The sequence below is a fragment of the Martelella alba genome (genome assembly GCF_005217455.1).
Taxonomy (GTDB): Bacteria; Pseudomonadota; Gammaproteobacteria; order Enterobacterales; family Enterobacteriaceae; genus Acerihabitans.
In genome coordinates, this window is sequence record NZ_SZPQ01000015.1 from 12,206 (window position 1) to 36,893 (window position 24,688).

Annotated in this window: 17 protein-coding genes and 1 pseudogene; 14 read left to right on the top strand and 4 right to left on the bottom strand. The window is 52.8% G+C overall.

Going from position 1 to position 24,688, the window contains the following annotated elements; translation table 11 throughout:
* Window positions 1-41: 41 nt before the first annotated feature.
* The gene (locus tag FCN80_RS11085; protein WP_136990229.1) at window positions 42-857 is read right to left on the bottom strand and encodes a helix-turn-helix domain-containing protein; all 816 of its coding nucleotides are present in this window, start codon (window positions 855-857) and stop codon (window positions 42-44) included.
* On the opposite strand from FCN80_RS11085, the gene FCN80_RS11090 reads away from it, so the two are divergent.
* The 6 genes and pseudogenes from FCN80_RS11090 to FCN80_RS11115 all read left to right on the top strand — a co-directional run bounded on the left by FCN80_RS11090 (window position 856) and on the right by FCN80_RS11115 (window position 7,320).
* Window positions 856-1,080 carry a hypothetical protein gene (locus tag FCN80_RS11090; RefSeq protein ID WP_136990230.1) on the top strand — a complete coding sequence of 75 codons (225 nt, stop codon included), beginning with the start codon at window positions 856-858 and terminating at the stop codon, window positions 1,078-1,080. The genes FCN80_RS11085 and FCN80_RS11090 overlap by 2 nt on opposite strands.
* A 217-nt stretch (window positions 1,081-1,297) precedes the next feature.
* On the top strand, window positions 1,298-2,383 hold the full coding sequence (locus FCN80_RS11095; protein ID WP_136990231.1) for a porin: 1,086 nt from the start codon (window positions 1,298-1,300) through the stop codon (window positions 2,381-2,383).
* Between the two features lie 303 nt (window positions 2,384-2,686).
* Window positions 2,687-3,099 (top strand): annotated as a pseudogene (locus tag FCN80_RS11100) (GTP-binding protein); the annotation flags it as partial.
* 589 nt (window positions 3,100-3,688) lie between these two features.
* Window positions 3,689-4,567 (top strand): N-acetylmuramoyl-L-alanine amidase AmiA, encoded by an 879-nt coding sequence (gene amiA / locus FCN80_RS11105; RefSeq protein WP_136990232.1) that lies wholly within the window; start codon window positions 3,689-3,691, stop codon window positions 4,565-4,567.
* Between the two features lie 644 nt (window positions 4,568-5,211).
* On the top strand, window positions 5,212-6,135 hold the full coding sequence (locus FCN80_RS11110) for an aKG-HExxH-type peptide beta-hydroxylase (RefSeq protein ID WP_136990233.1): 924 nt from the start codon (window positions 5,212-5,214) through the stop codon (window positions 6,133-6,135).
* A gap of 42 nt (window positions 6,136-6,177) precedes the next feature.
* On the top strand, window positions 6,178-7,320 hold the full coding sequence (locus tag FCN80_RS11115) for an MFS transporter (RefSeq protein WP_136990234.1): 1,143 nt from the start codon (window positions 6,178-6,180) through the stop codon (window positions 7,318-7,320).
* A 221-nt stretch (window positions 7,321-7,541) separates the two neighbouring features.
* Here the strand turns inward: FCN80_RS11115 and FCN80_RS11120 are convergent, their stop codons facing one another.
* Window positions 7,542-8,339, bottom strand: a complete 798-nt coding sequence (locus FCN80_RS11120) for a PhzF family phenazine biosynthesis protein (RefSeq protein ID WP_136990235.1) — start codon at window positions 8,337-8,339, stop codon at window positions 7,542-7,544.
* Between the two features lie 1,117 nt (window positions 8,340-9,456).
* Here FCN80_RS11120 and FCN80_RS11125 point away from each other — a divergent pair.
* The 6 genes from FCN80_RS11125 to FCN80_RS11150 all read left to right on the top strand — a co-directional run bounded on the left by FCN80_RS11125 (window position 9,457) and on the right by FCN80_RS11150 (window position 21,486).
* A complete protein-coding gene (locus tag FCN80_RS11125) occupies window positions 9,457-10,329 on the top strand; it encodes a sugar ABC transporter substrate-binding protein (protein ID WP_170975370.1) in 873 nt (290 codons plus the stop codon).
* Between the two features lie 2 nt (window positions 10,330-10,331).
* Entirely contained in the window at window positions 10,332-11,825 is a 1,494-nt protein-coding gene (locus FCN80_RS11130; RefSeq protein WP_136990237.1) for a sugar ABC transporter ATP-binding protein, read from the top strand.
* 35 nt (window positions 11,826-11,860) lie between these two features.
* Window positions 11,861-12,877, top strand: coding sequence for an ABC transporter permease (locus FCN80_RS11135; RefSeq protein WP_136990238.1), 1,017 nt, complete (start codon window positions 11,861-11,863; stop codon window positions 12,875-12,877).
* 11 nt (window positions 12,878-12,888) lie between these two features.
* A complete protein-coding gene (locus FCN80_RS11140) occupies window positions 12,889-14,994 on the top strand; it encodes a N,N-dimethylformamidase beta subunit family domain-containing protein (protein ID WP_136990239.1) in 2,106 nt (701 codons plus the stop codon).
* A gap of 42 nt (window positions 14,995-15,036) precedes the next feature.
* Window positions 15,037-15,942, top strand: coding sequence for a MarR family winged helix-turn-helix transcriptional regulator (locus FCN80_RS11145; protein WP_136990240.1), 906 nt, complete (start codon window positions 15,037-15,039; stop codon window positions 15,940-15,942).
* A 657-nt stretch (window positions 15,943-16,599) separates the two neighbouring features.
* A complete protein-coding gene (locus FCN80_RS11150) occupies window positions 16,600-21,486 on the top strand; it encodes a hypothetical protein (protein WP_136990241.1) in 4,887 nt (1,628 codons plus the stop codon).
* A gap of 116 nt (window positions 21,487-21,602) precedes the next feature.
* Here FCN80_RS11150 and FCN80_RS11155 read toward each other — a convergent pair whose 3' ends face one another.
* On the bottom strand, window positions 21,603-22,484 hold the full coding sequence (locus FCN80_RS11155) for an aldo/keto reductase family oxidoreductase (RefSeq protein WP_136990242.1): 882 nt from the start codon (window positions 22,482-22,484) through the stop codon (window positions 21,603-21,605).
* Between the two features lie 106 nt (window positions 22,485-22,590).
* Between FCN80_RS11155 and FCN80_RS11160 the strand changes: the two genes are divergently transcribed.
* Entirely contained in the window at window positions 22,591-23,493 is a 903-nt protein-coding gene (locus FCN80_RS11160; protein WP_230492626.1) for a LysR family transcriptional regulator, read from the top strand.
* 313 nt (window positions 23,494-23,806) lie between these two features.
* Window positions 23,807-24,049, top strand: coding sequence for a hypothetical protein (locus FCN80_RS11165; protein ID WP_230492614.1), 243 nt, complete (start codon window positions 23,807-23,809; stop codon window positions 24,047-24,049).
* A gap of 114 nt (window positions 24,050-24,163) precedes the next feature.
* Here the strand turns inward: FCN80_RS11165 and FCN80_RS11170 are convergent, their stop codons facing one another.
* Window positions 24,164-24,655, bottom strand: coding sequence for a MarR family winged helix-turn-helix transcriptional regulator (locus FCN80_RS11170; protein ID WP_136990244.1), 492 nt, complete (start codon window positions 24,653-24,655; stop codon window positions 24,164-24,166).
* Window positions 24,656-24,688 lie beyond the last annotated feature (33 nt).

Below are 24,688 nucleotides of genomic sequence, written 5' to 3' on the forward strand. Positions count from 1 at the left end.
CCGCCTAAGCGCGAAAAGAGACTAAACACAGGTTTTATTTTCTACCCCTGACACTGGTTGGGTGAAATACCGAAATGCTTACGAAACAGACGGGAAAAATAACTGATATCGCTAAAACCGCAACGTTGGGCCACCTGCGATACATTCATTTGGCAAAACTGCAAATAATATCTTGCTTGCAATAGTTTAGTGGTGGACAAATATTGTTGTGGGGAAACACCGGCATAATCCGTAAATCCACGCTGGAGGCTACGCCTGGAGATAGCGAACATACGGCACAGACCATCAATATCCAGTGGTTGGTCCAAATGACTTTTCATCCAGATAATAATCTGGCTGATACGGTCATCGCAAGAATGAAAATCATGGGTTTTATATCGCCACTCGCTTAAGGTATGCAGTGCCTCAAGAAACATCATTTCCTTATGACTTTCCGCCAGATATTTATTGGTGAACTCACCCTCATGATGGGTAGACAGCTTGTCAATAACCTTACGTATTATGCGGGTATCGATTTGCCAAACGTTGGTCTCTTCCGGTCCAGGCAGCAGATGGTCAATCCCCTTGATCACATTGAATTGATCACGACCTAAATAGAGCAGGTTGACCTGATTCAGATCTTTCATTTCCTCGAAGAGGTGGTAATCCTGCCGATTGAGATAGCACAAGGTACCCGCCGTCAGCAAACAGGGTTTTTCATTGATGACATGCACGCCGCTACCGCTCTCAACGAGAAAAAGCTCACAATATTCATGGGTATGCTCCTGGCTAATGCTTTTTTCAGGCTGCCAGAAGTGAAACACCACTTTTTCCAGCGGATGGTGGAAATGGGTGTCGCGCGGGAGAGTAAGCGTCATGGATAATTTCCCTCATTACGGACAAGGTAACCGACTGCTTTCAGACAGAGTAAAATTTGAAACCATGTTTCATTATTTATCAATTGGTGCCGTCATTATTTGCTCAGTATCACAAAATGGTGAAAAATTATGGGGAATTGGCCCCTTTTTTTACGCACCTTCGAAGACGGTTAACATTGTCTTCAGCGCCAAATATCTCAAAAGAAAGTATTACGCCAAATAGCGTGACATTTTGGCATCATACTCCAAATGAGCTTGATGGTTTTCACAGTTAGTTCATCGAACGGTACTAAAGCCATTTTGTTGACATTATAGTGGCTCTGCCGATGCGGCAGGTAACCGCCGGCATAGAGAAAATGAAAAAGACCTTCCCTCATCTTGTCTGTTTACGGACAGGGCAGAGCATATCTATTGAAAACATTGACAGGTTTGGAGTTATCATGATAGCTAAAAAATCAACAATAGCGTTGTTGATCCTTGCCGGCGCCACCTCCGTGCAGGCCGCGGAAATATATAATAAAGATGGTAACCAATTATTACTGACCGGTGCGGTACACACAAGATATTATTCCAGTAACGATACATCCCTTGATGGGAATAATACTTTCATCCGTTTTGGTTTTAAAGGTCGTACCCAAATCAATGACTGGATGTCAGGTTATGCGCAATGGGAAACCAACATTCAGGCGAACCACACGGAATCCGGTAGTGACGTACAAACCGGCAATGCCACCCGCCTGGCGTATGCCGGTTTGAATATCGGCCGCTACGATTCGGTGGATTATGGCCGCAATTGGGGGATCGACTATGATGTTGCGTCATTCACCGACTATGCACCGATTTTCAATAACCTGACTTACAGCGGCGGGGATAACTTCATGACCGGCAGGGGCACCGGCATGTTGACCTGGCGCAACCGCAATGCCTATGGTCTGGTGAAAGGTTTGAATTTGGCGTTGCAATATCAGGGCGCCAATGACGATAACAGCAATAACGCCACTGGCCGTCCGGTGATAAAGCAAAATGGCGAAGGATATGGGGTTTCCGCGGCGTACAATATCACTGATAGCATCACGTTCGCCGGCGCGTATTCATCCTCCAAACGCACGGCTGACCAGCAGGAACTGGAACTGGGTAAAGGTAAAGATGCGCAAATCTGGACCGCGGGGATAAAATACGCCGGGCCGAAATTGTATATGGCGTCAATCTATGCGCAAACCTATAACCTGACGCCGATAAAATCGCTGGGGTTCGCCAACAAGACCCGTGATTGGGAAGCGGTGGCGGGGTACCTGTTTGATTCCGGCATTAAGCCGCAGGTGGGGTATTTCTGGTCCAAGGCGACGCAAGTGGAAGGTTACGGCGACGTGGCTTTGATGAGGTATATCGACCTGGCGGTGATGTATTATCTCAATGATAATATGGTGACCTATGTGGACTATAAAATCAATCAGTTGGGGGATAATACCGCGCTGGGTATCACTAACGACAATGTTATCGGGTTTGGTTTGACCTATCATTTTTAAAGAAGACCAACGGAAAACTTAATCAGTTGTTTCGTCTATCCTCTCAATACGTCGAGTTGCATCGCGGCCAACCAAGAGGCAACGTGCAGTATGACGAGTCTATAACATTGGGTCTATAGTCAAGCGCTACGAATACGCTGTCGTGGCGTCTGTGATCGGGCGCTCGCCGCCCGCAAGGCAAGGATTCACTGGCGCTTTGATTTATTACGTTATAACATAACCATTTTCGCCGCTGGTAAAAATTCACCGGATCGCTGGAGGGGTTAACGCCCAAAAAGGCATCACTGGGAGGAACCGTTGGAAATGTCGCACGAAGCTATAGCCATCTCTAACGATAAACGCCCGCCCGTTACCGTCTTATCCGGGTTGTTAGGGGCGGGTAAGACTACCTTGCTGAATCCCTATTTTACATAATCGCGAGGGCTGGCGAGTGGCGGTGTTCGTTAGCGATATGTCAGAAGTGAATATCGACGCGGCCTTGAATCGGAGAGGGGGACGATGGCGTCAATCTTTCCCGCGTGGCCCGTCTGGACACCATGATTACGGTGGTGGACGCCTATAACTTCTTAAAGGATTATCAATCCGATGACAGTAATGAATCCCGAGGGGAATCCCTGGGTGTGGGAGATGAGCGCGGCATTGTGGATTTAGTCATTGATCAAATCGAATGTTGCGTTGTTCTGGTGCCCGATAACACCGATTTGATTAATGAGGAATTCTGGCACGCTATTTTGCCCAACTGGCTGGACGGGGGCGGCGATGCTCGCCGGGCGCTGATGTTTATCGGTATGGATATGGATGAGAAACCCCTGCGGGCAAAGCTGGATGCCGCCTTGCTGGCCGATCGCGAAATGGCCGAAGGACCAGAAAGAGGGCGGAGTTGTCCGGACCCCATTGACCCCGGTTCGCACGGTAAAGGTTAATAATGCCTCGCCCTGCCGGCAAAGGGGCAACGTGAAGTACGGCGGGTATCGAGGTATTTCAACGGAAAAGATTATTCAACACTCGGCAATAAACTGAAACGTCATCCTTCAGTAAAATCCGGGTTGTATCAAAAACGCGATGTCGAGGGGATTTTGCGCCGGAATTGTTGGTGGGCGAATCCGTTATGCGATCGTCGGGCGTTTTCAGATCAAATAAACAGTTTGGGATCTGGCGAGTATTTTGCAGTCGTTTTGGGCGCTGATTAAAGCATTACTATGACCAGGGATATTATCCGATATGCCGCCCAATTCGTCCAGCCTGAAACACATTGGCTTACAAATACCCGACAGGTAGTCAACTTTGACGAAGGCTGAAGAGACAATGTCAGATAAACATTTGTTGAACAGATTAATCAACCGGCGTCGGCTTCTTTTGTCAGGACTGGCATTATGCGCGCCCGCGTTGGCGCGAGAAGAATTTGCCTCGCTGCATTTCCATCCAATCCGCCAGGGGCGCCAACCCGCCCAGATGGGGGCGACACACATTTCCGCGGCCCACGACCAGGCGCAAAACAGACTGATACGGGTCATGATCGATCCCGGCCATGGCGGAAAGGACCCCGGCGCCATAGGGGAAAACGGTTCGGAGGAAAAGCATGTCGTTTTGGAAATTGCAAATAATATCAAACTATTACTTGAACAAAACAAACGAATGAATGTGCGTCTGACCCGAGAGGAGGATCATTTCATTCCGCTTTATGAAAGGGTTAACATCGCTCATCGGCATGACGCCGATATTTTCCTTTCAATACACGCCGACGGCTTTACCCGACCGGAGGCGCATGGCGCATCGGTATTCGCGCTATCCACCAGTGGGGCCAGCAGCGCAATGGCCCGCTACCTTTCGCAGAGGGAAAATGCCGCCGACGATTTTGCCGACATTGATGTGAAAACAAAAGATGCCGAGTTACAACGCGTACTATTCGATTTGGTACAACAGAAAACCATCGATAATAGTCTGACCCTCGGTCATCATCTTATCAGTCATATCCGCGAGGTGCATCACCTGCACAGCCAGCATACTGAACAGGCGGCGTTTGTGGTGCTGAAATCGCCGTCCATCCCCTCGGTGCTGATTGAAACGTCGTTTATTACCAACCCGGCCGAGGAAAAACTGTTGGGTACCAAGGCATTCCGCATGAAAATCGCCCGAGCCATTGCCGGAGGGGTTTCCAGTTTTTTCGATGTTCAACGGGTATGACGGTGTTCGAACCAAGATTATCCACGCTGTCCCGCGGTGATTGCCGATACGGCCGGAAACGGCCATACGCATCGCCTTGCGCCACGGGATGTCAGCGGGACTGTGCCGCCAAGCCCGAGGCCGCGGGGGCGTGGGAGATGAGTAAATATTCATCTTCTGCCATTTCTAGCGTTTCCCGAGGCCGCGGAGGCGTGGGAGATGATCCCGGCGCGGCCGTTTTCGGCACTGGGTAAAGCATTGCCGGGCATGGCGGATTGTCTGAAAAGCGCAATTGCGCAATGGATGAAAGGGTGGCGGGAATAGGCGCCATGCAATTCGACGTAGGTAGAGTATATGGATCAGTTATATTTTAGATTTGAAATAATGAGTTTGTAATAAAAGATTGTATAAATATTTTGATAGAGTAATTTAAAATTCAAAAAAACCTATTGCAAATAGGCCGATTTTCGGTTAATTATTACTTGTCTCCGGAGATAAATTACCGTATTCATTCCACTAAGGAAGGTTATGATGAAAAAACTCAATCCCGCAAAACTGCTAAAAATTAAATCCCCGTTATCCGGTTGGTCGTTTAGTAAATGACGAATCAAATTCGGATTAAATAATAAATCACGCTCATATGAGCGTGATTTTGAGGAATTGATATGTTTGATATTGTATTGCCGGGGTACGATCATATCGCGGCAAGGGAATATTTTTCCGCAAACTTGCTTGCTTCAATCAATTATCTTAGTGAATTTTATGAGCTGAAAAAAACGGTAAAACCCCCGCCGCTGACCTGGCAGGTTTGTGCCGCGCATTATCTTGCTATGCGATGCGCCGAGTCTGAAGCCCATGGCGAGGCAATCAAGTACCTGGAATATCTGAACACGGTCTCGCCCGCGGAAGGCATCGCCGTCTCTCCTTTGACCGTCGACGACCATTCTTTCCAAACCGCAATGATGTTGAAGATCATCAAGGACGATCGCGAGCTCGGTTTCGGGTTTTGCAATGACTTGCAACTGGCGGCCGTTGAAACCGAAAAAATCTATCAGGCCCTTGATGTCATCCAGGACTATGCGCCGGCGGCCTATGATGAAATCCATACCTACCTGCATGCCGTCCATCTGACCCGCGAGACGGAGGATGGCTCGCGATTTATGCGTTCGGGCACTAATTTTTATATGTGGGGCATGATGTTCGTTTATGTTCATAACGAACACACGGTGCCGTATTACATTGATATTTTAGCTCATGAGTGTGGTCATACGGCGTTGAATATTCTCAATGCTTTTGATGAGCTTGTGCTAAACGATCCCTCGGAAACCTATGAGGCCCCTTTACGGGCGGATAACCGGCCCATGATCGGCTTGTTCCATGCATTTTTTGTCCTATCGCGGATTTGTTCTGTCTTTAAGCAAATTTCCCGGGCGGATGCCGACCAATATACCGAAGAATGTCGAGAGCGATTCAATGGCGCACTGGCGAAACTCCAGGCTACGTATGTTATCGTCAAGAAAAATGCGCAATTTACGCAAGTGGGGGAGAGGATTTATAACGGTATCTGCGAATTGTGGGAGCTTGACTAAGTTCGAAGGGAGTTTTCGATTTTTTTCAACTGAGAGATTGGCGTGCGCTTATCCACTTATTTATTCGGAAAAGAACATATAAGTATTAATTTGTGTTTCTTGTTCAACGCAATGGGCACTAATTTGTTAATGCCGTTGGCGTTATTGTATCTTGCCGGTACCAGCTTAAGCACACAGGAGTTTATTTATCTCGGCACAGTAAAATTTTGGGCGCATGCAGTCTTTTATTTTTTTGTGGTTCCATGGATTTGCCGATTCAATATAAAGAAAACAATTGGTTTTGCGCTTTTTATTAAATTCATTTCATTGGCGATCTTTTTTTACGGTAGTAATTTTACCGTCTGCTTGGTGGTTATGCTTGTGAATGGTTTGGCGGCCTCAATATTTTCCACTGCATCCAAATTTTATATTCGCGCCACGTCGGAGAATATCAGCGAAAGTTTCTCTGTTCGCATGACGCTTAACAATACCGGGGCGGCTATATCGCCACTGATCATCAGTGCGCTGGTATTTTTTAACATGACCTTCACCACCGCCTTAATCGCCTTGCTTTTCTTTTTTATGGTGGGCGCGCTGGCGGCGGTGGGTCTTAAGCGTTGCGAGCGAACGCAGGAACCGCCGGCGATGGCGAGGCAATTAACAGGGGTTCTCAGTCGGGAATCCGCACTGGTTGCTACGTTAAGCATCGCATTTGCCATGCTTTATTATACGTTTGAAACGATCGTACCCCTTGAATTGGTGAAATTGGAGCTGAAAGGTCTGGTGGGGCCGGTGATGCTGCTTAATACCGTGGTCATCATCTTATGCCAAATACCGCTCTATCGGTTCATTACCCTCAAAGTGGGCGTTATCAATGCCATGATGTTGTTTACGGCGATTTGTATTGGGTTTTTCCTGCCATACCATTTCCATTGGGTTGATTGGCCGGGGCTGTTGCTGATTGTGCTGGGGGTAACATTCCTGGAAATATTCTACGGGGCGGGGATAGAGACCGTCATTGCCTCGGCGGAAAGCGAACCTAAGGTGGCGTTGCTTGACGGCATTTCCAGCCTGGCCATCGCTATAGGTTCGGCCATGGCCGCTATGGTTTATGGCCGTTTCTTGATGTTTTTACCCTTGGTTATAACATTATTAGCGTTATCGTTTTACTTCACGCGAAGCCGCATACCGAAGGCATGCGTATGAGCACTGTCTTGTCACATATGTCGGATAACCACTTGCTATTATTGATATTTTGGGGATTAGGTCGCAAAAGGGAAACTTGATGATCTAGGGGTGGCCGGGCCTGAAGACCCGGCCGGTAACACTGACTCGTTTACAACTCACAGCAATGAATGCCTAATTATAGTGGCATTTATCGACTAAACCTTGCCTAAACGTTATTGTGCTGTGGGCCATCGTCATGGCTAAACGTATAATTTCCCGGCCAGTACTGTACATGCTTCCCCCGAAAGCAGCACCCTTCCCGACCCGGTAACAGTTAGGTGCAACGCGCCGCCGCGAGAGGATGCTTGATAAGCGGACAGTTTTTGCTCACCCAGCTTGGCCGACCAATAGACGGCCAGGGCGCAGTGCGCGGAACCGGTGACCGGATCTTCGTTAATACCGACCCAAGGCGCGAAATAACGGGAAATTATGCTGTACTCGCCGCGCGATTTCGCCGTGACGGCAATACCCCTTCCCGGAAGGGACAAAAGTTTTCCAAAATCCGGTTGAAGCGATGTCATTATCCGTTCGTCATGCACGACTATTAATTGCTTTTCGCCAAACAGGCCGTAGTCGGCAATTTCCGAAACAGCCAATCCAAGTGCTGCCAGCCGGTCTTTGTCCGGCGGCAATGACATATGGGGAGTTAATTGCGGAAAATCCAATTGAATCGACCGGCCGGCAACGCGGGCTTGCAAAGGGCCGGACAGGGTGGTGAATGTGGCCGTTTCCCCGTCGTCCAGACGCCCGCTTTGCCGCAAAATATGGCCTGTCGCCAGGGTGGCGTGACCACATAAATCGACTTCCGTTCTGGGCGTAAACCAGCGCAGCCGATAATTATCCAATGATAAAAACGCGGTTTCGGATACCGCCATTTCCGCTGCGATATTTTGCATCAATATCGGGTTCAAGGCGCTGGGAGTGATGCAGACACCCGCGGGATTACCGGAGAAAGGACCTGAACTGAAAGCATCCACCTGATAAATATCAAGTTCCATGGGTAATTTTCCTTGCAATGGCTTACCGACGACAGCGCTTATACGGGATAAAGCGATTTTACTCTGAGGCATATATCCCGACAAGTATGCCTGTCTATCATTGGCGGTTCAAAAAACCTGGGGAATTTGTTGCTCGTTGACACCGCGAGGCAACTTGAATTGTCTAGAGTATATTGATTTATTCCCTGCTTCGGCCCGATTTGTCAGATTGAGCTGTGTGGGGAAGGCTGTTTTGAATTGTTTGTAAATAGGGGTGGCCGGGTTTGGCGACCCGGCCGGTATTACTGACTCTTTTGAATCTTATAGCATTGAATGCCAGAGTATAATGGCATTCTGGAGTTAAACAATTCCTTAACAGATCGTTTTTACCGCAAAACAAGTTCAATACGTGAGCAGTGCAATCGGGGCTTTGCTGCTATTTCCCTTGCCGTGCGCACTTGCGCAAACTGTCGGCTTTCCATGAAACATTATCCTCCCCATACCGGCTCATGCATTGCACGGCTGCTGCTTTACCCGGAACGGGGGCATTCGATGAACCATGGCGACTCTGTCATAGGAAATACTTGTGGAGGATAGAACGGAATCACAGATGTTCCACAAGGGGAATCGATCCTGAAGACCTTTCATGTGAACCGGTGGCGCGGCTATGGCGGAGTTTGTGCGATATGACGTAATGGGGGTCCCGCCGTGAAGAGATATTGTCATTTCCTATACTATCATCGTAAGCTGATTGGAATTTTATACTCTATAAACTCGATTTACTAGGTTAATATTTTTGATAAATCCACTATGAGAATCTTTCGGGTCTCAAGACGGCAAAAATACAGCCATAAGCCATGTTTAATCCCGAGAGAATTGGTTAATTTTGCACCTATTTACATGCTATACGTTCTAGTTTAGTCTTCAGGAATCGCTCTTATCCCAGTTTTATTACACCTGCTGCATTCCGGTCGGCACTGTCGGAAATAAAAAAACCAACACGAAAAATAACATTATGGAGCCTGATATGTCCGCAATTATTGGCAAGTTAACCACAATGACCTCAGTGGGCTTGTGTGCCCTCTTGACCGCATTCACGCCACTCGCCCATGGGGCGGATTCTGCGAAATGCGATAAAATGTATACCATTGGTTTTAGTCATCCGGTCGGCGAGTCGCAATTTGCCATTGCCTTAAAAAAGAAAGTGGTAGCCGCCGGGCAGCAGCGAGGCTGCGTTAAGGTTTTGCTGGATAATACCCACCAAAGCAATCTCGAATCCCAGCGCGCCACGCTGGAAAGCTGGGTCACGCGACGAGTCGACGCCATTGTGGTATTGCCTGTCGAGGCCACCGCGTTGGACGGTTTACGCGTCAAGGCCCAGAAGAAAGGCATTAAATGGCTGACCTATGCGGGCGCGACGCCGGGTTCGGACGGGGCCGTCGGTTTTGATAATACCCAGAGCGGCGACCTGGTGGCCAAAGATGCGCTGAGCTGGGTTAAAAAACGTTATCCCAACGGCGGCATTACCGCGGCGGTGACCACTTTGACGCCGTTGAAAGGCTTTGCCGGCCGTTGGGAGGAACCCATTACGCTATTCAAGGCGGCGGGTTTGCCCATTGTGTCGCAGCAAGATTGCGCGACCCAGGCTTGCGGTATGCAAATTGCCGAGGATGCCCTGCGCCAGCACCCCAATCTGCGGGTATTCATCGGCATCAATGATGACGCGGCGCTCGGCGCGTTGCGGGCGTTCAAGAATGCCGGCGTTAACCCCGGCGATGTGTATATCGCCGGCCAGGATGGCACCGTCGAGGGGTTGGAGGCGGTGAAACAGGGCGGCGCTTATCGCGCCTCCGCCGCCATCCTTCTCGACGACCTGGCGAAATCCATTATCGACAATTCCATTGCCGCCATTACCGGCAAAGGACGCACCGATTATCAGACCGCCGTGGAATTGGGCACATTGCGCCATCCGCAACGGCTTGATGCGTTGATTGCGCAATACAAGGACTGATCATGACCATCGATCTCACCGGCCAAGGTCTCTCTATACGCGCGCTACGTAAAGCATTCGGCGCGCAGGATGTGCTGCGCGGCATCAATCTCGATATCAAGGCCGGCGAAGTTCATGCTCTGCTGGGACCCAACGGCGCGGGAAAATCGACGTTATTGGGATGTCTTAGCGGCGCGGTCACGCCGGATTCCGGGGAAATCATTCTGGGTGACCGTGCTTATCGACAGTTTACGCCGACCTCGGCCTTCGAAGCCGGGATCGCCAGTATTTATCAGCATTTTCAGTTAATTGGATCGTTGACCGTCAGCGACAATATTTTTCTGGAAAACGAAATGCGCAACGCTTTCGGCGCGTTGCGTAAACGCGAACAACTGCAGCGAAGCCGTGAGATTCTGGAATCCCTGGGCGTCAATGTCGAGCCTGGCCGGCTGGTGGAAGAATTGAGCGTGGGCGAACAACAGACGGTTGAGATCGCCCGGGCGCTGCTCAAAGAACCTTCGGTATTGATATTGGATGAACCGACGGCGGCGCTAAGTGAACACGAAATTACCGCATTACTGGATTTGGTCCGTCGGCTGGCGCAGGAACACGGCTTGATTATCATCTACGTAACCCATCTGCTGCGTGAAGTATTGGAGGTAGCGGATACCGTGACAGTCCTGCGTGACGGGGACATATTGTGGACCCGGCCCATTGAAGCGCTCAACCTGGATGATCTGGTGCATGCCATTTCGCCGGAAAACCGTATAACCCGCCGGGAAGGTGATACCTGTCTTCACACGCCGTTAATCGATTTCAAAAATTACCGCTCCACCTGGACCGGCCCGGTGGATTTGTCGGTACGCGAAGGGGAAATCGTCGGGGTTTTCGGTCTGTTGGGATCAGGACGCACCAACTTGCTTGAAGGGTTGGCCGGCGTCAGGCGCGCCACGGGCCAACTGCTGCTCAGGGGCAGGGATATCGCCTGTCAATCCCCGCGCAAAGCCCGTCGGCGGGGCATTGTACTGGTTGCCTCAGACCGCCAGGAACAATCCCTGTTCGCCAGTATGAGCGCGCTGGATAACTTGTTGCTTCCCCATTATGACCTCCTGTCCAGACCATGGCGGCGTTTCCGGCATGAGCGCTCTCTTTTTGCCGGACTGGCGGAACGGGTGGGTTTGAAACCGCCGGATCCGGAGCGTGAGGGCGCCCAGTTTTCCGGCGGCAATGCCCAGAAACTTATGGTCGGGCGTTGGATGACAGGTGTCGACAGCAGTCATTTATTGCTGCTCGACGAGCCTACCCAGGGAGTGGATATCGGCGCGCGTCACGATCTTTACGAATTGATCCGTGGTTATGCGGCTCAATCCGGGCATGCGGTGATATTCGCCTCCAGCGATCCGGAGGAGATTGTGGCGTTGGCCGATCGGGTGATTATCCTGGTGGAGGGACGGATGACCGATGTCGTGTCTCCCCATATCGGCGAAGAAAAATTGTTATCCCTGGCGCACGGCTGACAAGCGGCCCGCGTCTTGTTTATGGCGGAATATCCATGTCGACTTCCCTGAAGAATTCTTCCCAGACGCTGTTTGACGCCAAATCGGGCGTCGAGGCCGGTACGGCCGGCGTCAAACATATCGGGTTAATGATAACCCGCTGGATTTTACCGGTGGCCACCGTGGCGCTGATGGTCTGGTTTTCTACGCAAACACCGGTTTTTCTCACGGTGGATAATTTATTGTCCATTGCCACCCAGAATACGCCGACGTTCATCGTCGCCAGCGTTTTCGCTTTGCTGATGATGGCGGGGTATGTCGATCTTTCGGTGGGGTCGGTGTTGGCGCTGGTCGGCGTATCCGCCGGACTGGCCTTGAACGCCTGGGGATTGTGGCCGGGTATTCTGGTGGGCCTGGCCGTGGGGATTATCGCGGGCGTTATCAACGGCGTGCTGATCGGCATGTTGTCCTTTTCACCCATTGTGGTGACCTTGGGGGGACTCGCGGCGGCCCGTGGTCTTGCCCAATATCTGGGGCAAGGGTCCATTTACGGTTTTCCGAACGCCTTCGCCGATTTCGGTTCCAACGCCAGTTTCGGTATACCGAACCTGGTGATTGTCGCGGTGTTGGTGGGTATTGCCTGTGTTATCGCCTCAACCTGTTTTCCGGTAGGCCGCAAGATCATCGCCATCGGCGTGAATCCCCGGGCGGCTTTCCTGATAGGCATCCGCGTGCGCCTGATTGTGACGATACTGTATAGCCTTACCGGCCTGGCGGTGGGCATCGCCGGCCTGTTGCAGATAGCGCGCCTGAACAGCGCGCCATCGGGCACGCTGGGAGAGGGATTCGAGGTCATTGTCCTGACCGCCGTGCTGTTGGGCGGCGTCCCCTTCACCGGTGGGAAAGGCAGCATCTGGCGGGTGCTGGTGGGCGTATGGCTGATCGGTACGCTGAGCAACGGTCTAATTCTTATGGATATCGGCACCGAGCTCAGCGGTATCATCACCGGCGGTGTGTTGGTGCTGGCCGCGGCACTGGAGGCCGCGCGGTATTTCATTCATAAAACCCGTTAAGGAGCGAATGCATGTTAATCGGTTACCTCTCCGCGCTGAGCTGTCGCGCGGGACAATCGGTGGATGTCATGGTCAGCAGTACGGCGGCTGAGGTCACCCTGGATCTCGTCCGGCTCATTCATGGGGACAACAATCCGGCGGGGCCGGGGTTTTTGTATGACGAGATCCCGCAGATCGCCGCGCAGCGTATCCAGGGGGAGGAGCAGCCGACGCCAATCGGGTCTTATGCCCGGGGGCAAACGGCTGTCTCGCTGGGCCGGCGGCTACAAGTGTCGTTCGCCTTGTGGCCAACCCTGCCATGCCGCGGTGGTATTCAGGCTGTTTTCAGTTTCCCCGAAACGGGTATTTTTATCGGTCTCACCCCCCAAGGAAACCTTGCCCTATACCATGGCGACCAAAGGGTAACCGAATCCGGGCAATGCCTATTGGCGCGTCATTGGTATCTCGTGGAAGTCGACATGACCGCCGAGGCCTCGGTGGTGCGAATACGTCTCGAAGGGATGCCGGAACAGACGTTTCGCGGAGCGGGCGTGGCATTTCGAGGCCAAAGTACCGTCATGCTGGCGGCGATCCGGACCGAGGAACGTGCCGGGCGGCATTTTCCCATCGGTCTGTATAATGGGAAAATCGCCCGGCCTGCGCTCAGCGTGGACGGCAGGGAAGTGGCGCGTTGGCGAATGGCGGAGCAAATGCACACTCAGCGGGTGCCTGACGGTCTTGATTGTTGCCCGCTATCGCTGGTCAACGCGCCAACCCGCGCCATGACCGGGCCGGATTGGGATAGTCGGGTGCATGACTGGAAACAAGCGCCGGAACAGTATGATGCCATTCATTTCCATGAGGATGATTTATCCGATGCCTGCTGGCCCATCGGCGCCCATTTGACGATTCCGACGGATCTGCCAAGCGGCGTCTACGGCGTGCGATTGCGGGCGCCGGCTGAAAAAACCGATTATATTCCTTTGGCGGTCAGGCCGGGCGATGGCGCGAAAACCGCCCCGGTGGCCCTGGTGCTGGCGACCTATACCTACCTGGCTTACGCCAACGAACACCTTACCGAGGGCGATTTCGAACAAGGCAGCGAGATCCCTGTGCAAACCGGGGATTGGGAAGATCTGGTGGCTGTCCATCAAGAATGGGGAAAGAGCCACTATGACTTGCATAACGATGGTTCGGGCGTGGCCTATTCGAGCGCGCTGCGTCCCATTGCCAATATGCGTCCTGATTATCGTTTCTGGGGTTTCCATGCGCCGCGCCGTTTCTCCGCGGATTTGTACCTGGTCTGGTTTCTTACCCGGTCGGGACTGGCGTTCGATGTTTTAACCGAGCATGACCTGCATCAGGAAAGCCGGACGATATTGGCGCCTTATCAGACGGTGATAACCGGCAGCCATCCGGAATACTATAGCGGGGCGATGCTGGACGCCTATGAACGGCATGTCGCCGACGGCGGCGGGCTGATGTATCCGGGAGGCGACGGCTTTTACTGGGTCACCACGCCGTTACCGGATATGCCCCATGTGCTGGAAGTGCGGAAATCGGAAGGTTTGCGGCACTGGGATGCCGATCCGGGCGAACGTTATCACGCCGGCACAGGGGAGTTGGGGGGGATCTGGCGCAGTCGCGGGCGAAGCGCGCATGGCCTGTTCGGCATCGGTATGGCGGGTCACGGCTGGGATAATAAGGCGCCGGGCTATCGCCGCACCGCGCGTTCCCGCCAGCCGGACGTCGCCTGGGTATTTGCGGGCATCGAAGAGAACGTCATCGGGAATTTCGGTTTTATCATGAACGGGACAAGTGGCGATGAGATCGATCGTATCGACTATCGTTATGGCACGCCGGCGCAAACTATCGTCCTGGCGTCATCCGAGCCGCACAGCGAATGGTATGTGCCGGTGCCGGAAGATGTGACAACGGTATCTAACACGTTGAACGCCCGTTATAATCGTCAGGTTCGCTCCGATATGGTACTGGTGGAGCATCCCGGGGGCGGCGCGGTATTTTCCGTCGGTTCCATCATTTTTACCGGCGCGTTGCCGGTGAACCAGGGCGATAATAACGTTGCGCGCCTGCTGTACAATGTCATTGTGAATTTCAACGGCAGGCGGCGGACATGACAACCTGAGCGGAGAGCGGGCGGCGGCGTCGCCGCCGACATTATGAGCGATAATTTGCCGATTATTATCACCACGCCTGGTTTCGCTCTTACCGCCGCGGAGCAGATGAGCACGGCCCTTTGGCGCAATACCATCGATAATCGCTTTACCCAGCCGCAATTCCTGGCGTTGTGCGGTCTGTTCCATAAGCCTGGCAGCGGCCATTACAGCCTGGCGGATATGTTGGGAATAGATCGGGCCACTATTGGTCCCATCCTCAAAAAGCTGATCGATCAAAAGTTGGTGGAGCGCCGCAAAGATCCCCAGGACTCCCGCCGCTCGGTGCTGACATTACAACCTTTGGGCGAAACAGCCCTGGCTGAGATGGCGGTTCAGGTTAAAAGGGTGGATAGCCAGCTTATGGCGCCCCTGAGCCTTGCCGAGCAGGCGGCCCTGGTGCAAAGCTGGGCGATCCTGGCCGAGAACGTCATGCAGAAAGAGCCGGAGAGGCCACTGGACGAGGATGGCGGCGGTATTCCCACGCTTGAGCATTATCCCTGGTTTTTCCTGCGCCAGGCCTGTCGATTCTATCGGCGATTGTGGCGTGAGCTGGTGGATGACAATATCAGCAGCTCTCTGTTTGCCCTGTTGGATGTCGTGGCCGCCAGCCCGAATATTGATATCCGCGGTGCCGCGCTGCGCGTATCCATTGAGGAGAGTAACGCGGTGCGTATGGTTATGCGGCTGGTGCGCACGCACATGATGCGCGATCCGCGCGATCCGCTGGACGCCAGGCGCTCGCTGTTGTCGCTGACCGATACGGGTCGCAGCGTGCATGCCGAGCTGCGCGGGCGGTTGGCGCGGTTACAAAAGGCTCTGATACAACCGTTACCGCCATTGGCCGTGCCTGAATTTCAGCGTCTTACCTGCCAGGTCGCCCGTCTTCCTTTCAATATTGTAGCCGGCTGAGCGTGCGTTCCCAAGACTTGGTCAACCCGGTAAGAAAATTCTCTTTGAATTTTGATAATTGGCTTTTCTCGTCAATCGCCGGTTATCTTTGAGCGCTATCCCTGCTTTTAAATCAGACTTGACATAATTCAAGTCGCCTCTTGGACGCGCTCGTACACCGTGATAACAGGGTTGGCTACATTCGGGCGATTTCCCCCTGCGCCGGGGCATGGCCCGAATAAGTACGAGTATATAATAATTGCAATATCAATTTGAGCGACGCCGTGCTGTGTTTTACCAAGGAAAAAAGGGAATAACGTATCAATCAGATATAAGGATATCATGATGCACAGCTTTTCCCCTATAGGTGTGTCGTTAAACGGAACAATGAAGGAATGTCCCAGGGACGGTCGTTTTTTTTTAAGAAAAAAGCCTTACGCTGTCTCGCAGTATGCTCATCAGCGGGAATGTTCTGATTTTTTTAAAAGCGGTCGAGAGTTATTTTTACTCACATTGGAAATGGAAGAGAGAAGAAAGAATCCTTCAGGATCTTACCCACAAAAGTTGTGGAAAAAACCCGGTAATTTTTCGCAGCGCCTGGTGTATTCCCTGGCGATATTTTCTACTTTGCAACAATATCGTGTTGATAATGCGATCCGGCAGGAACCGTTAAATGCGATGACCCTATCTGAAACCTATGGCGGGACCGGTATTGATGGGGCGTTCTTTGCCGTCGCATCGTCTCCGGCCCCCCTTGCCCGGCCAATAAGTCCCGGCAGGGGCAGAACGCGACGCAACGCCCCTGTGTTGCCGCCAGCCGCGCATGCTGACTGGCGATACCATGTCGCCTGGTACCTCAGGCAACATGCCGCGGCACAACTCGATCTGGCGCGGTTTGATGACCTGACGCTTGCCGAGACTATCCTGGACGGTCTCGAACGTTTTCCCGCGTTGACCGCCGAGATTGCGCGGCTGACATTAGGCGGCAGTCGGTTTTACGGCGAACGCAAAGGCGAACGCCTCGCCGAGGTTCAACAGAAGAGTTTGATCGGCCGGGCATTATGCCAACTGTTATATGGGGAAGACGGTATCGAAATGTATCTGGCCCGATTGTTCGCCGCGAATCGTGCCGTGACGCAAGGGGAATTCATCAAACGGGTGGGCGCGTGCGGCGAAAACTGTCTGGGGGAAAAGGCTCGACGGGCTTGGCGGTTGCGTTACCTCGCGTTCGAAATACCCGTGTTTGTTCTCCATGATGCTTTTCGGACCCAACCCGGGGGCCGGCGTAAAGACGATAAACACGATGATGCGGAGAAAACGGATAATCTATGGGTGGGCAGTCTGACGTGGACGCTTATGCAATTTGGCGCGCGCCTGATTGCGCTGCAAGACCCGGAAAAACTGGAATCGGCGACCGCCGGGCAAATGATGGCCCTGGGGTTGGAATTAACCGACCTGTTCCGACAAGGCCAATTGGTTTCCGGCGTTGAGGCGACGATGTACTTGGGGTTGCTATTGTTTTACCTGAGAGCGCGGCCGAAATTCACTCTTGATAAATTAAACGGTGAAGGGGTGCTTCGGCAGGCGTTCGGAGACTTCATCGAAGAGCTTGCGACTTATCAATCTGTTGTGCGGCAGGTGCAGGAAAGTCTTGCCGACTATAAGAAAGGTTATGAGCAATTAGTCTGGCGCTCGCGAGAAAATGCCGCCAGAATGTTGCTGCGAAAATATTGCGGAAGCATTGGCGCGTTGTCTTTGGTCAACACATCCTATTTGCAGATGCGCCCTTTTATTTCCAGACCGGATCCAGTGAGACAGTTAATGCAAAAACCTTCCGGGCAACGATGCCGAAGTACCGGAAAGCGGATACCCCATCTGGATGTCTATTTTTCCCGCGCCGTGGAAGCTTATGCCAAGAAAATTAGAAAGCTGGATATCGCTTTGTTGAAAGCCTCGTTTAGACCCAGCGATATCAGTGATGACCATCTACAGCACAACGATTATGCTTTTTTACTTAAAGCGCAGACCCAATGGGTGAAGTTACGACTTATTCGTAAAAGACAGGTAAGAGAAATGTTTTTTTCCAATAGGGCGGTAGTCTATTACAACAAGCCCGATACATTATTTTTTAGGGCGCAGTGGTCGGGAGAAACACGGTTTTTCGTGTTAAAGATCACGCGGGAAGGCTATACGATTAAAAAAGTCAATTTGTCCACTCCCGACCTGGATGAATTACGACCCTATATGGAAAATTGGCCTGACATTGACATCGCCAGTTATCATCAATTATCCATTGTGGCCTGGCAGAAAGAGGGGGCCGGTAAATCAACCGCCCAACCTCTGGTAAAGTTGCTTGCCGAATACGCCGAATTGCATTATCGCTATTATTCCAGAAAAATTTATGAAAAAGGTTTAGAAAATGATACTTCTTATTTTTCCAAAATATCGCACGCTATTGTCGATTATATTATTCCATTTTACAGTTGCATCAATTCTCTGATCAATGAAAATCACAAGGCGGCATTCACTGAGTGCCTGACAGATGCCGTCTTGGTTGCGATCCCATTCAGTTTCGCCGGTATCAAAGCGGGAAAGACGCTTTTTCGCGGTGGCGCCATGACGTTGGCGCAAGCCACCATTGGTCCGGCTTTTCGGGCATCAGAACGACAAATCTTCAAAACTACCCTTCCCACTTCCACGCAAATCGCGGGAGGCATACGAGGCACGCGCGCTCAGGCCATACAGTACCTGAATGTCATCGGTAAAGAATTTTTGATGATATTGGACCCGGGTGTGGTGCCATTGAGCGCTCTTAGTGTTATTAGTAAGGGCTTGTTTCGAGCGATAACCGATAAATCCATATTGCCTCTTGCCCCACTCGCTTCCAGCTTTAAAAAAATTGCCCTTGAATTGCCCAAGATTGCCCTTGGAACGGATTTGCTGGATTTCCCGATTATCTATGGTTACGGCAGAGACGGACTCGACCCTATCAATGTCGATATCAAAGGCGTGTCTTATTCGGTTTTACGGCTTAAAAACAGTAGCCTGGTGGTAGTGGAAACGGGAGAAATGGCCCATAGCGGTCATCCGCTTTATGTCCAGTTGGATATCCAGAATCAACGGGGCTTTCCTAAGAAATACCTTTGCGTCAATCGTGGCGGCGATTTTTGCCGGCTGGAGATCTACCGCCAACCGGAATTAGACAATACATTAAATAACACTGAGACGCTTTTTATAAAAAAAAGCGGCGAGTGGCGGTTTTCATTTTCGCTGAATACGCCCGTGCGCCTGGCGGTGGCGTATCCCTTCAGCAGCCTGACCCATGTCGATACCTCCTGGGTTGTTTTTGAGATAGATGGCAGGCGCTGGGGATTTGAACGTCATAGCGGCGCCTTGGCGCAAGTGGGCGACAGCGATAATTGGCGGGAGGAGCACCGTAGCCGCAGAGAGACGATCGCCATGCTTGAGCCTGGAACAAACAACCGCTCCTTCAACCTACGCCTGATCCCTTTTCAGGCTGATGACAACCGTGCCGCCGCTTTTTATCATCACCGTCAATGGTTGTCGTTGGTTGCGGATTATGTGTTACCGGATCAAGCGTCTTCGGCAGGACCGGTATCTATCCACGACGATACTACATTAAATGTCAAAATAGGCGAACGCCGTTTCCGGCTCAGTCCACAGCCGCATGCCGCCACCTTCCTGCTTATTCACCCTCGGGAATCCGAGCGGCCCGCATATCGGCTGTCTTATACCGTGGGCAACAATGGTTTTGTATTGGCGGCGCCAAGCGCGGCATTGCATGTCCACCGTATTGGCGAGTTATTACGGCAAAAAATTGAAATGCAGACGCCGACGAATGCGTCGCGTTTCTCTGAATACTTATTGCCGCCGTTGTTGTGCGGGGCGTTTCGCGACGGCAACCGGCTGTTTTTGCGAATCGGCGACCGGACGGTCGGCATTGCGCCATTGCACAATGCTTTTTATGCCTGTACCCGGGAAGACGGTACCCCGATGGACTGGACCTTGCGTTATGAACTGTTTACCGGAAGTTTCGAGTTGGTCGGTGAAACCGACGACATTCCGCTTTCTCTCGCGGAGGTGGGCGCATCCTGGTTTGAGGCTTTTGCCGGGCGGTTATTCAATCAGGAAGACTATCCGACGTTGCACGCGCTTTGCCATCATGTGGGGGGCGAATATGGCAAATCGGCCCTGAATGCGCGTTTGCGTCAGGTAGCATTATTGTTGCGTCTTGATGAAAAGCGGCGCAAAGCGCTGCTGCATGCTTCAAGCGCCGTTTTACGCACCTTTTTGATGGAGAGGGCACGGGGGAGCCTTTGGCCGGTGGAGTTTCCGGCATTGGCATTATGGGCCCGGGCCGAAGATATCATCAATACCTGTCTGTCGCGCCAAGCGGGCGATAAAAGCTGGCTTAGTAGGATACTCTCCCGGGTAAAAGAGGGGGCATGGCGGATACCGCCACCAGTGATGATGACTCAAGGCCATGAACAGCATATTTTCCTGTTAAACAAAGTCGAAGACGCTACCCATGGACCTAATAATACTGATTTTGCGGTAAATATTCTCGCTGACGGCCTTTATGCGTCACCCATTTCCGAGGGGCCGGGTATCCGGCGCTGGTTACCGGCCAATCGCCATATACAGCATACGATTGTATCGAAAGTTCACCTCTCAGGCTTTCGTCAGCCCACTTTATGGACAAACGAATATGGCGATATTTGGGTACAGGCGCCAGACGGTACCCGTACCCGGCTACTGTGTCAGTCTTGCCCGGCGGCAATAAAAGTCGACACTATTGTGATGTCCCCCGATGGCGCCATTGTGGTTTTGATTCGTTCCCTTTCATCTTCTTTGCAACGGGCGGAATTTTATCGTCTTCCGGGAGAAAGCCGGTCAGAAACCCCGCAAAGTCTAGAAGCTTATGAAACATTATTGGTTACTGACTTCATTGGTTCTCCGGAACTGTGGTGGGTAACCGACGAGGGGAAGCTGTTCATCCCACAGGACACCCATTGGCGCCGCCATGATCAATGCCAAAAACGATGGGTGGCGCCGGAAGGGTACCGTCCGAACTTCGTCAGCGCGGACCAGCGCTATATCGGTTATAACATACGTGATCCCGACCAGGGGAATAACGAAATACTGTTATTCGACATTGGCAACGCACATTGGCAGCGGTTGGTACGCGACATGCCGCCAAAACGGCCTGGTTACGGGTTGGGCGCGGTGGTCAGCGTGGCGTTTTCCGCCTTGAATATGATTGCCGCGCTGGGATTTTCCGACGGCTATGTTGAATTATACCGCATCGACGACACCCCCAACGGAACCATGGCCGCCTCGTTGGGCCATCATTTTTTACCGTTGGCGCGACTGGTCCTGCCTGACGCGCATTACCCCAAACCCAAACAGATGGCCCTCAAATTCGACAATGCCTTTGATCGCCTGCTGGCCTTGCATGATATCGGCGATTTCAGCGCGGTGGGCCCGTCTAATGGCACTTATATTCTTTCGGAAATCGTTTTACGGGCCGGCGATGCGCCCTGAATACCGGCCGGGCGCGGCCCGCGGCGGAGGGTGGCGCCCCGATCGGCGCTGTTTTGCCGAAAAGGCGGCGGCCGGGCGGATATCGCCGGACCGGGTTCCGGTTTGTCCGGCCGTGATCAGAGTGGGTCGCCGGCCGCGGCGATGTTATTCAGCGCGTCAATGGCTTCGGGGTCAAGAGTCATATCGACGCTGGCGATGTTTTGTCGCAGGTGCGCCGGCGAGGATGTGCCGGGAATCAACAGGATATTCGGTGAACGTTGCAGCAACCAGGCCAGCGCCACTTGCAGCGGTTTGGCGTTGTACCGCTCGGCGACGGCATTGAGCGCCGAGGACTGTAAAGGCGTAAATCCACCCAACGGAAAGAAGGGCACGTAGGCCACGCCGGCCCGCGCCAGATGATCGATTAAATCGTCATCGCCGCGATGCGCCAAATTATACAGGTTTTGCACACAAACGATTGGCGTGAGGGACCGCGCCTGTGCGACCTGCCGCGCGGTCGCGTTACTCAGCCCGATATGCCGGATCAGTCCTTTATGTTGCAATTGCGCCAGTGCCGTCAAAGGTTCCTCAATATCCCCCTCTACGGGTCCGGCGGTATTGAACATCAAGCGCAGATTCACCACATCCAGCACGTCCAAGTCCAGATGGCGTAAATTGTCATATACCGCCGATTCCAGTTCATGGGGCGAAAACGCCGGCTCCCAGGAGGCGTTGGCGCCGCGCCGGGCGCCGACTTTCGTGACGATGACCAAATCCTCTTTATAAGGATGCAGGGCTTCGCGGATAAGCTGGTTGGTCACATGCGGACCATAGAAATCGCTGGTGTCCAGATGGGTGATACCGCTTTCGACAACCTCACGCAGCACGGCGAGGGCGGATTGCCGGTCGGCGGGGGGGCCGAAAACATGTGGTCCGGCTAACTGCATGGCGCCATAGCCCATACGCGTTACGGACACATCGCCCAGTGGATAGACGCCGGCAAGTTTTGCTTTAGTCATGATTACGCTCCTTAATCGAGGGTCTTCAGTTTGTAAGCTTCCCGGCTATAAGACAATACGATACAGTGGAACACACTGTGCGGAAAACAGGACAATACCAGAGTTTATCATGACGGATTTGCAGGATCTGAAGGCGTTTGTCGCCGTGGCCCGGCAGGGAGGGTTTCGCAATGCGGCACGGATGTCGGGCGTGAGCGCGTCAAGTTTGAGCGAGGCTATCCGTCGTCTGGAATCCAGGCTGGGCGTCCGGCTTTTTCACCGCACAACGCGCAGTGTCCTACTCACTGAAGTTGGTGCTCGCTTACTGGATAGGCTGGCGCCCGTATTGGAGGAAGTCGAATCGGCGCTGGATATTGTAAATGGTTTTCGCCAACGGCCGGCCGGTAAATTGCGGCTGAACGTGCCGGTGAGCGCGTCCAAACTGGTTCTGCCACGGATCATTCCCCCCTTTTTGGCCGCTTATCCGGAAGTCTGCCTGGAAATCATCGCCGAGGATCGCTTTGTCAATCTCCTGCAATTAGGCTGTGACGCGGGTATTCGCTATGAAGAGCGGCTGGAGCAGGATATGGTGGCCATCCCTATCGGCCCCCGCCGGCAAAGAATGGCCCTTGCCGCCGCGCCGGGCTATTTGCGACGGCATGGCCAGCCGGCGCATCCTGACGCGCTGCGTGAGCATATCTGTCTGCGCGGACGGTTCGCCAGCGGCGCCATGCCGTCTTGGGAATTCACCTGCCGTGGCGAAACCCTGATTGTTGAGCCGGATGGACCGCTTATCGTTGGCCTGGGCGCCGCGACGGACCTCGCCGTCGATGCCGCGGTGGCCGGCGTTGGCGTGATTTATCTTTTCGAGGAATGGTTGCGGCCTTATATGGATCGCGGCGAGCTGACGCCATTGCTTGAACCGTGGTGGCCGTCGTTTACCGGTCCTTCGCTTTATTATCCGGGCCGCCGTTATCTGCCCGCGCCGCTGCGCGCGTTTGTGGATTTTGTGCAGACCATGCGTTGGTGAACGCTTACATCTACTCGATCAACAGTGTTACCGTGCCCATTACCCGGCCATCCGCTGTGGCGGTTGCCCGTTCCCGCCGGAAGATCCTACGCAATGCCGGATAATACCTGTCATAGTTAGCAGCATAATCGGTTGTATACTCGCCATACTTCAAGCTGCCTCTTGGTTGGCTGCGCTTGCTCGCCCCAGTCACATTGTGATCTATGCTCCCGGGGACTGGACTCCCTTGCCGCCGCGATGCGGCTTGAATTATTTAGAGTATATATAGTTTAAATGCACCGAAAAAAGACAATAAATTGACGGGAAAAAACGCATGGCTGTTTCTCAACCCTGGACGCGGGACCCGTTATTGGTCGCTTTCACATTATATAGTCAACTTCCCTTCGGCAAACTGCACTCGCGCAATCCCGAGATCATCCGTTTTGCGGCGCTGATCAACCGTACGCCTTCCGCGTTGGCCATGAAACTGGTGAATCTCGCCAGCCTCGATCCCTTCATCATTGAGTCCGGCCGAACAGGCCTGCGCGGCGCATCGAAAACCGATCGCGAATTGTAAGGCAAACCCATCCGTCTGCCCGACAGCTACCCTCCCGATCTGTCGCAACTGGCCTATCATCGCAAGCATATCTTTTTGCACAACGGATAACCGCCCGCGATGGCGCATGCCCGATTACGACATGCTCTCCTTTCCCTCACGTGGCCTGGGCAGGTCTTGTTGCCTGCTTTTCATGGCGCGCACCAGCTTTTGCAGCAGCGCGGGCAGCGCTTGCCGTTCTTTTTCGCTCCAATCCTGCCACAATTGCGCCAATAACCTACGACGGGCCTGGGTAATGGCTTCAATAACGTGCAAGCCTTCGGGGGTAACGGCGGCTTCCTTGACGCGCCTATCGTGTTCGCCGGGCCTGCGCTTGACATAACCGAGTTCCGCCAGCCGCGTGATCTGGCGACTGATGGTGGAGGGATCGCGGCCGACCTGTTCCGCCAACTGAGCGATAGCCGACCCCTGTGAGCGGCTCAAGCCGACCAACAGGGGAAAAAGGGCGCGATCAAGGGCGATGCCCGCTTCGCGCAATAAAATCTCATCCTGACGCGGGCTGTTCAAACAACCGATTAAATCCAGCAAAGCCGACGCGAGCGCATCGGTATTACGTGTATCATACATGCTTTACTTCAATCCTTCTTAGGGATACTATTA

Bases quoted from the DNA above. Each gene is read 5' to 3' on its own strand.
- FCN80_RS11090 (WP_136990230.1), top strand. From the start codon at position 856: ATGGATAATTTCCCTCATTACGGACAAGGTAACCGACTGCTTTCAGAC.
- FCN80_RS11085 (WP_136990229.1), bottom strand. From the start codon at position 857: ATGACGCTTACTCTCCCGCGCGACACCCATTTCCACCATCCGCTGGAA.
- FCN80_RS11095 (WP_136990231.1), top strand. From the start codon at position 1,298: ATGATAGCTAAAAAATCAACAATAGCGTTGTTGATCCTTGCCGGCGCC.
- amiA (WP_136990232.1), top strand. From the start codon at position 3,689: ATGTCAGATAAACATTTGTTGAACAGATTAATCAACCGGCGTCGGCTT.
- FCN80_RS11110 (WP_136990233.1), top strand. From the start codon at position 5,212: ATGTTTGATATTGTATTGCCGGGGTACGATCATATCGCGGCAAGGGAA.
- FCN80_RS11120 (WP_136990235.1), bottom strand. From the start codon at position 8,339: ATGGAACTTGATATTTATCAGGTGGATGCTTTCAGTTCAGGTCCTTTC.
- FCN80_RS11125 (WP_170975370.1), top strand. From the start codon at position 9,457: ATGTATACCATTGGTTTTAGTCATCCGGTCGGCGAGTCGCAATTTGCC.
- FCN80_RS11130 (WP_136990237.1), top strand. From the start codon at position 10,332: ATGACCATCGATCTCACCGGCCAAGGTCTCTCTATACGCGCGCTACGT.
- FCN80_RS11135 (WP_136990238.1), top strand. From the start codon at position 11,861: ATGTCGACTTCCCTGAAGAATTCTTCCCAGACGCTGTTTGACGCCAAA.
- FCN80_RS11140 (WP_136990239.1), top strand. From the start codon at position 12,889: ATGTTAATCGGTTACCTCTCCGCGCTGAGCTGTCGCGCGGGACAATCG.
- FCN80_RS11145 (WP_136990240.1), top strand. From the start codon at position 15,037: ATGAGCGATAATTTGCCGATTATTATCACCACGCCTGGTTTCGCTCTT.
- FCN80_RS11150 (WP_136990241.1), top strand. From the start codon at position 16,600: ATGACCCTATCTGAAACCTATGGCGGGACCGGTATTGATGGGGCGTTC.
- FCN80_RS11155 (WP_136990242.1), bottom strand. From the start codon at position 22,484: ATGACTAAAGCAAAACTTGCCGGCGTCTATCCACTGGGCGATGTGTCC.
- FCN80_RS11165 (WP_230492614.1), top strand. From the start codon at position 23,807: ATGGCTGTTTCTCAACCCTGGACGCGGGACCCGTTATTGGTCGCTTTC.
- FCN80_RS11170 (WP_136990244.1), bottom strand. From the start codon at position 24,655: ATGTATGATACACGTAATACCGATGCGCTCGCGTCGGCTTTGCTGGAT.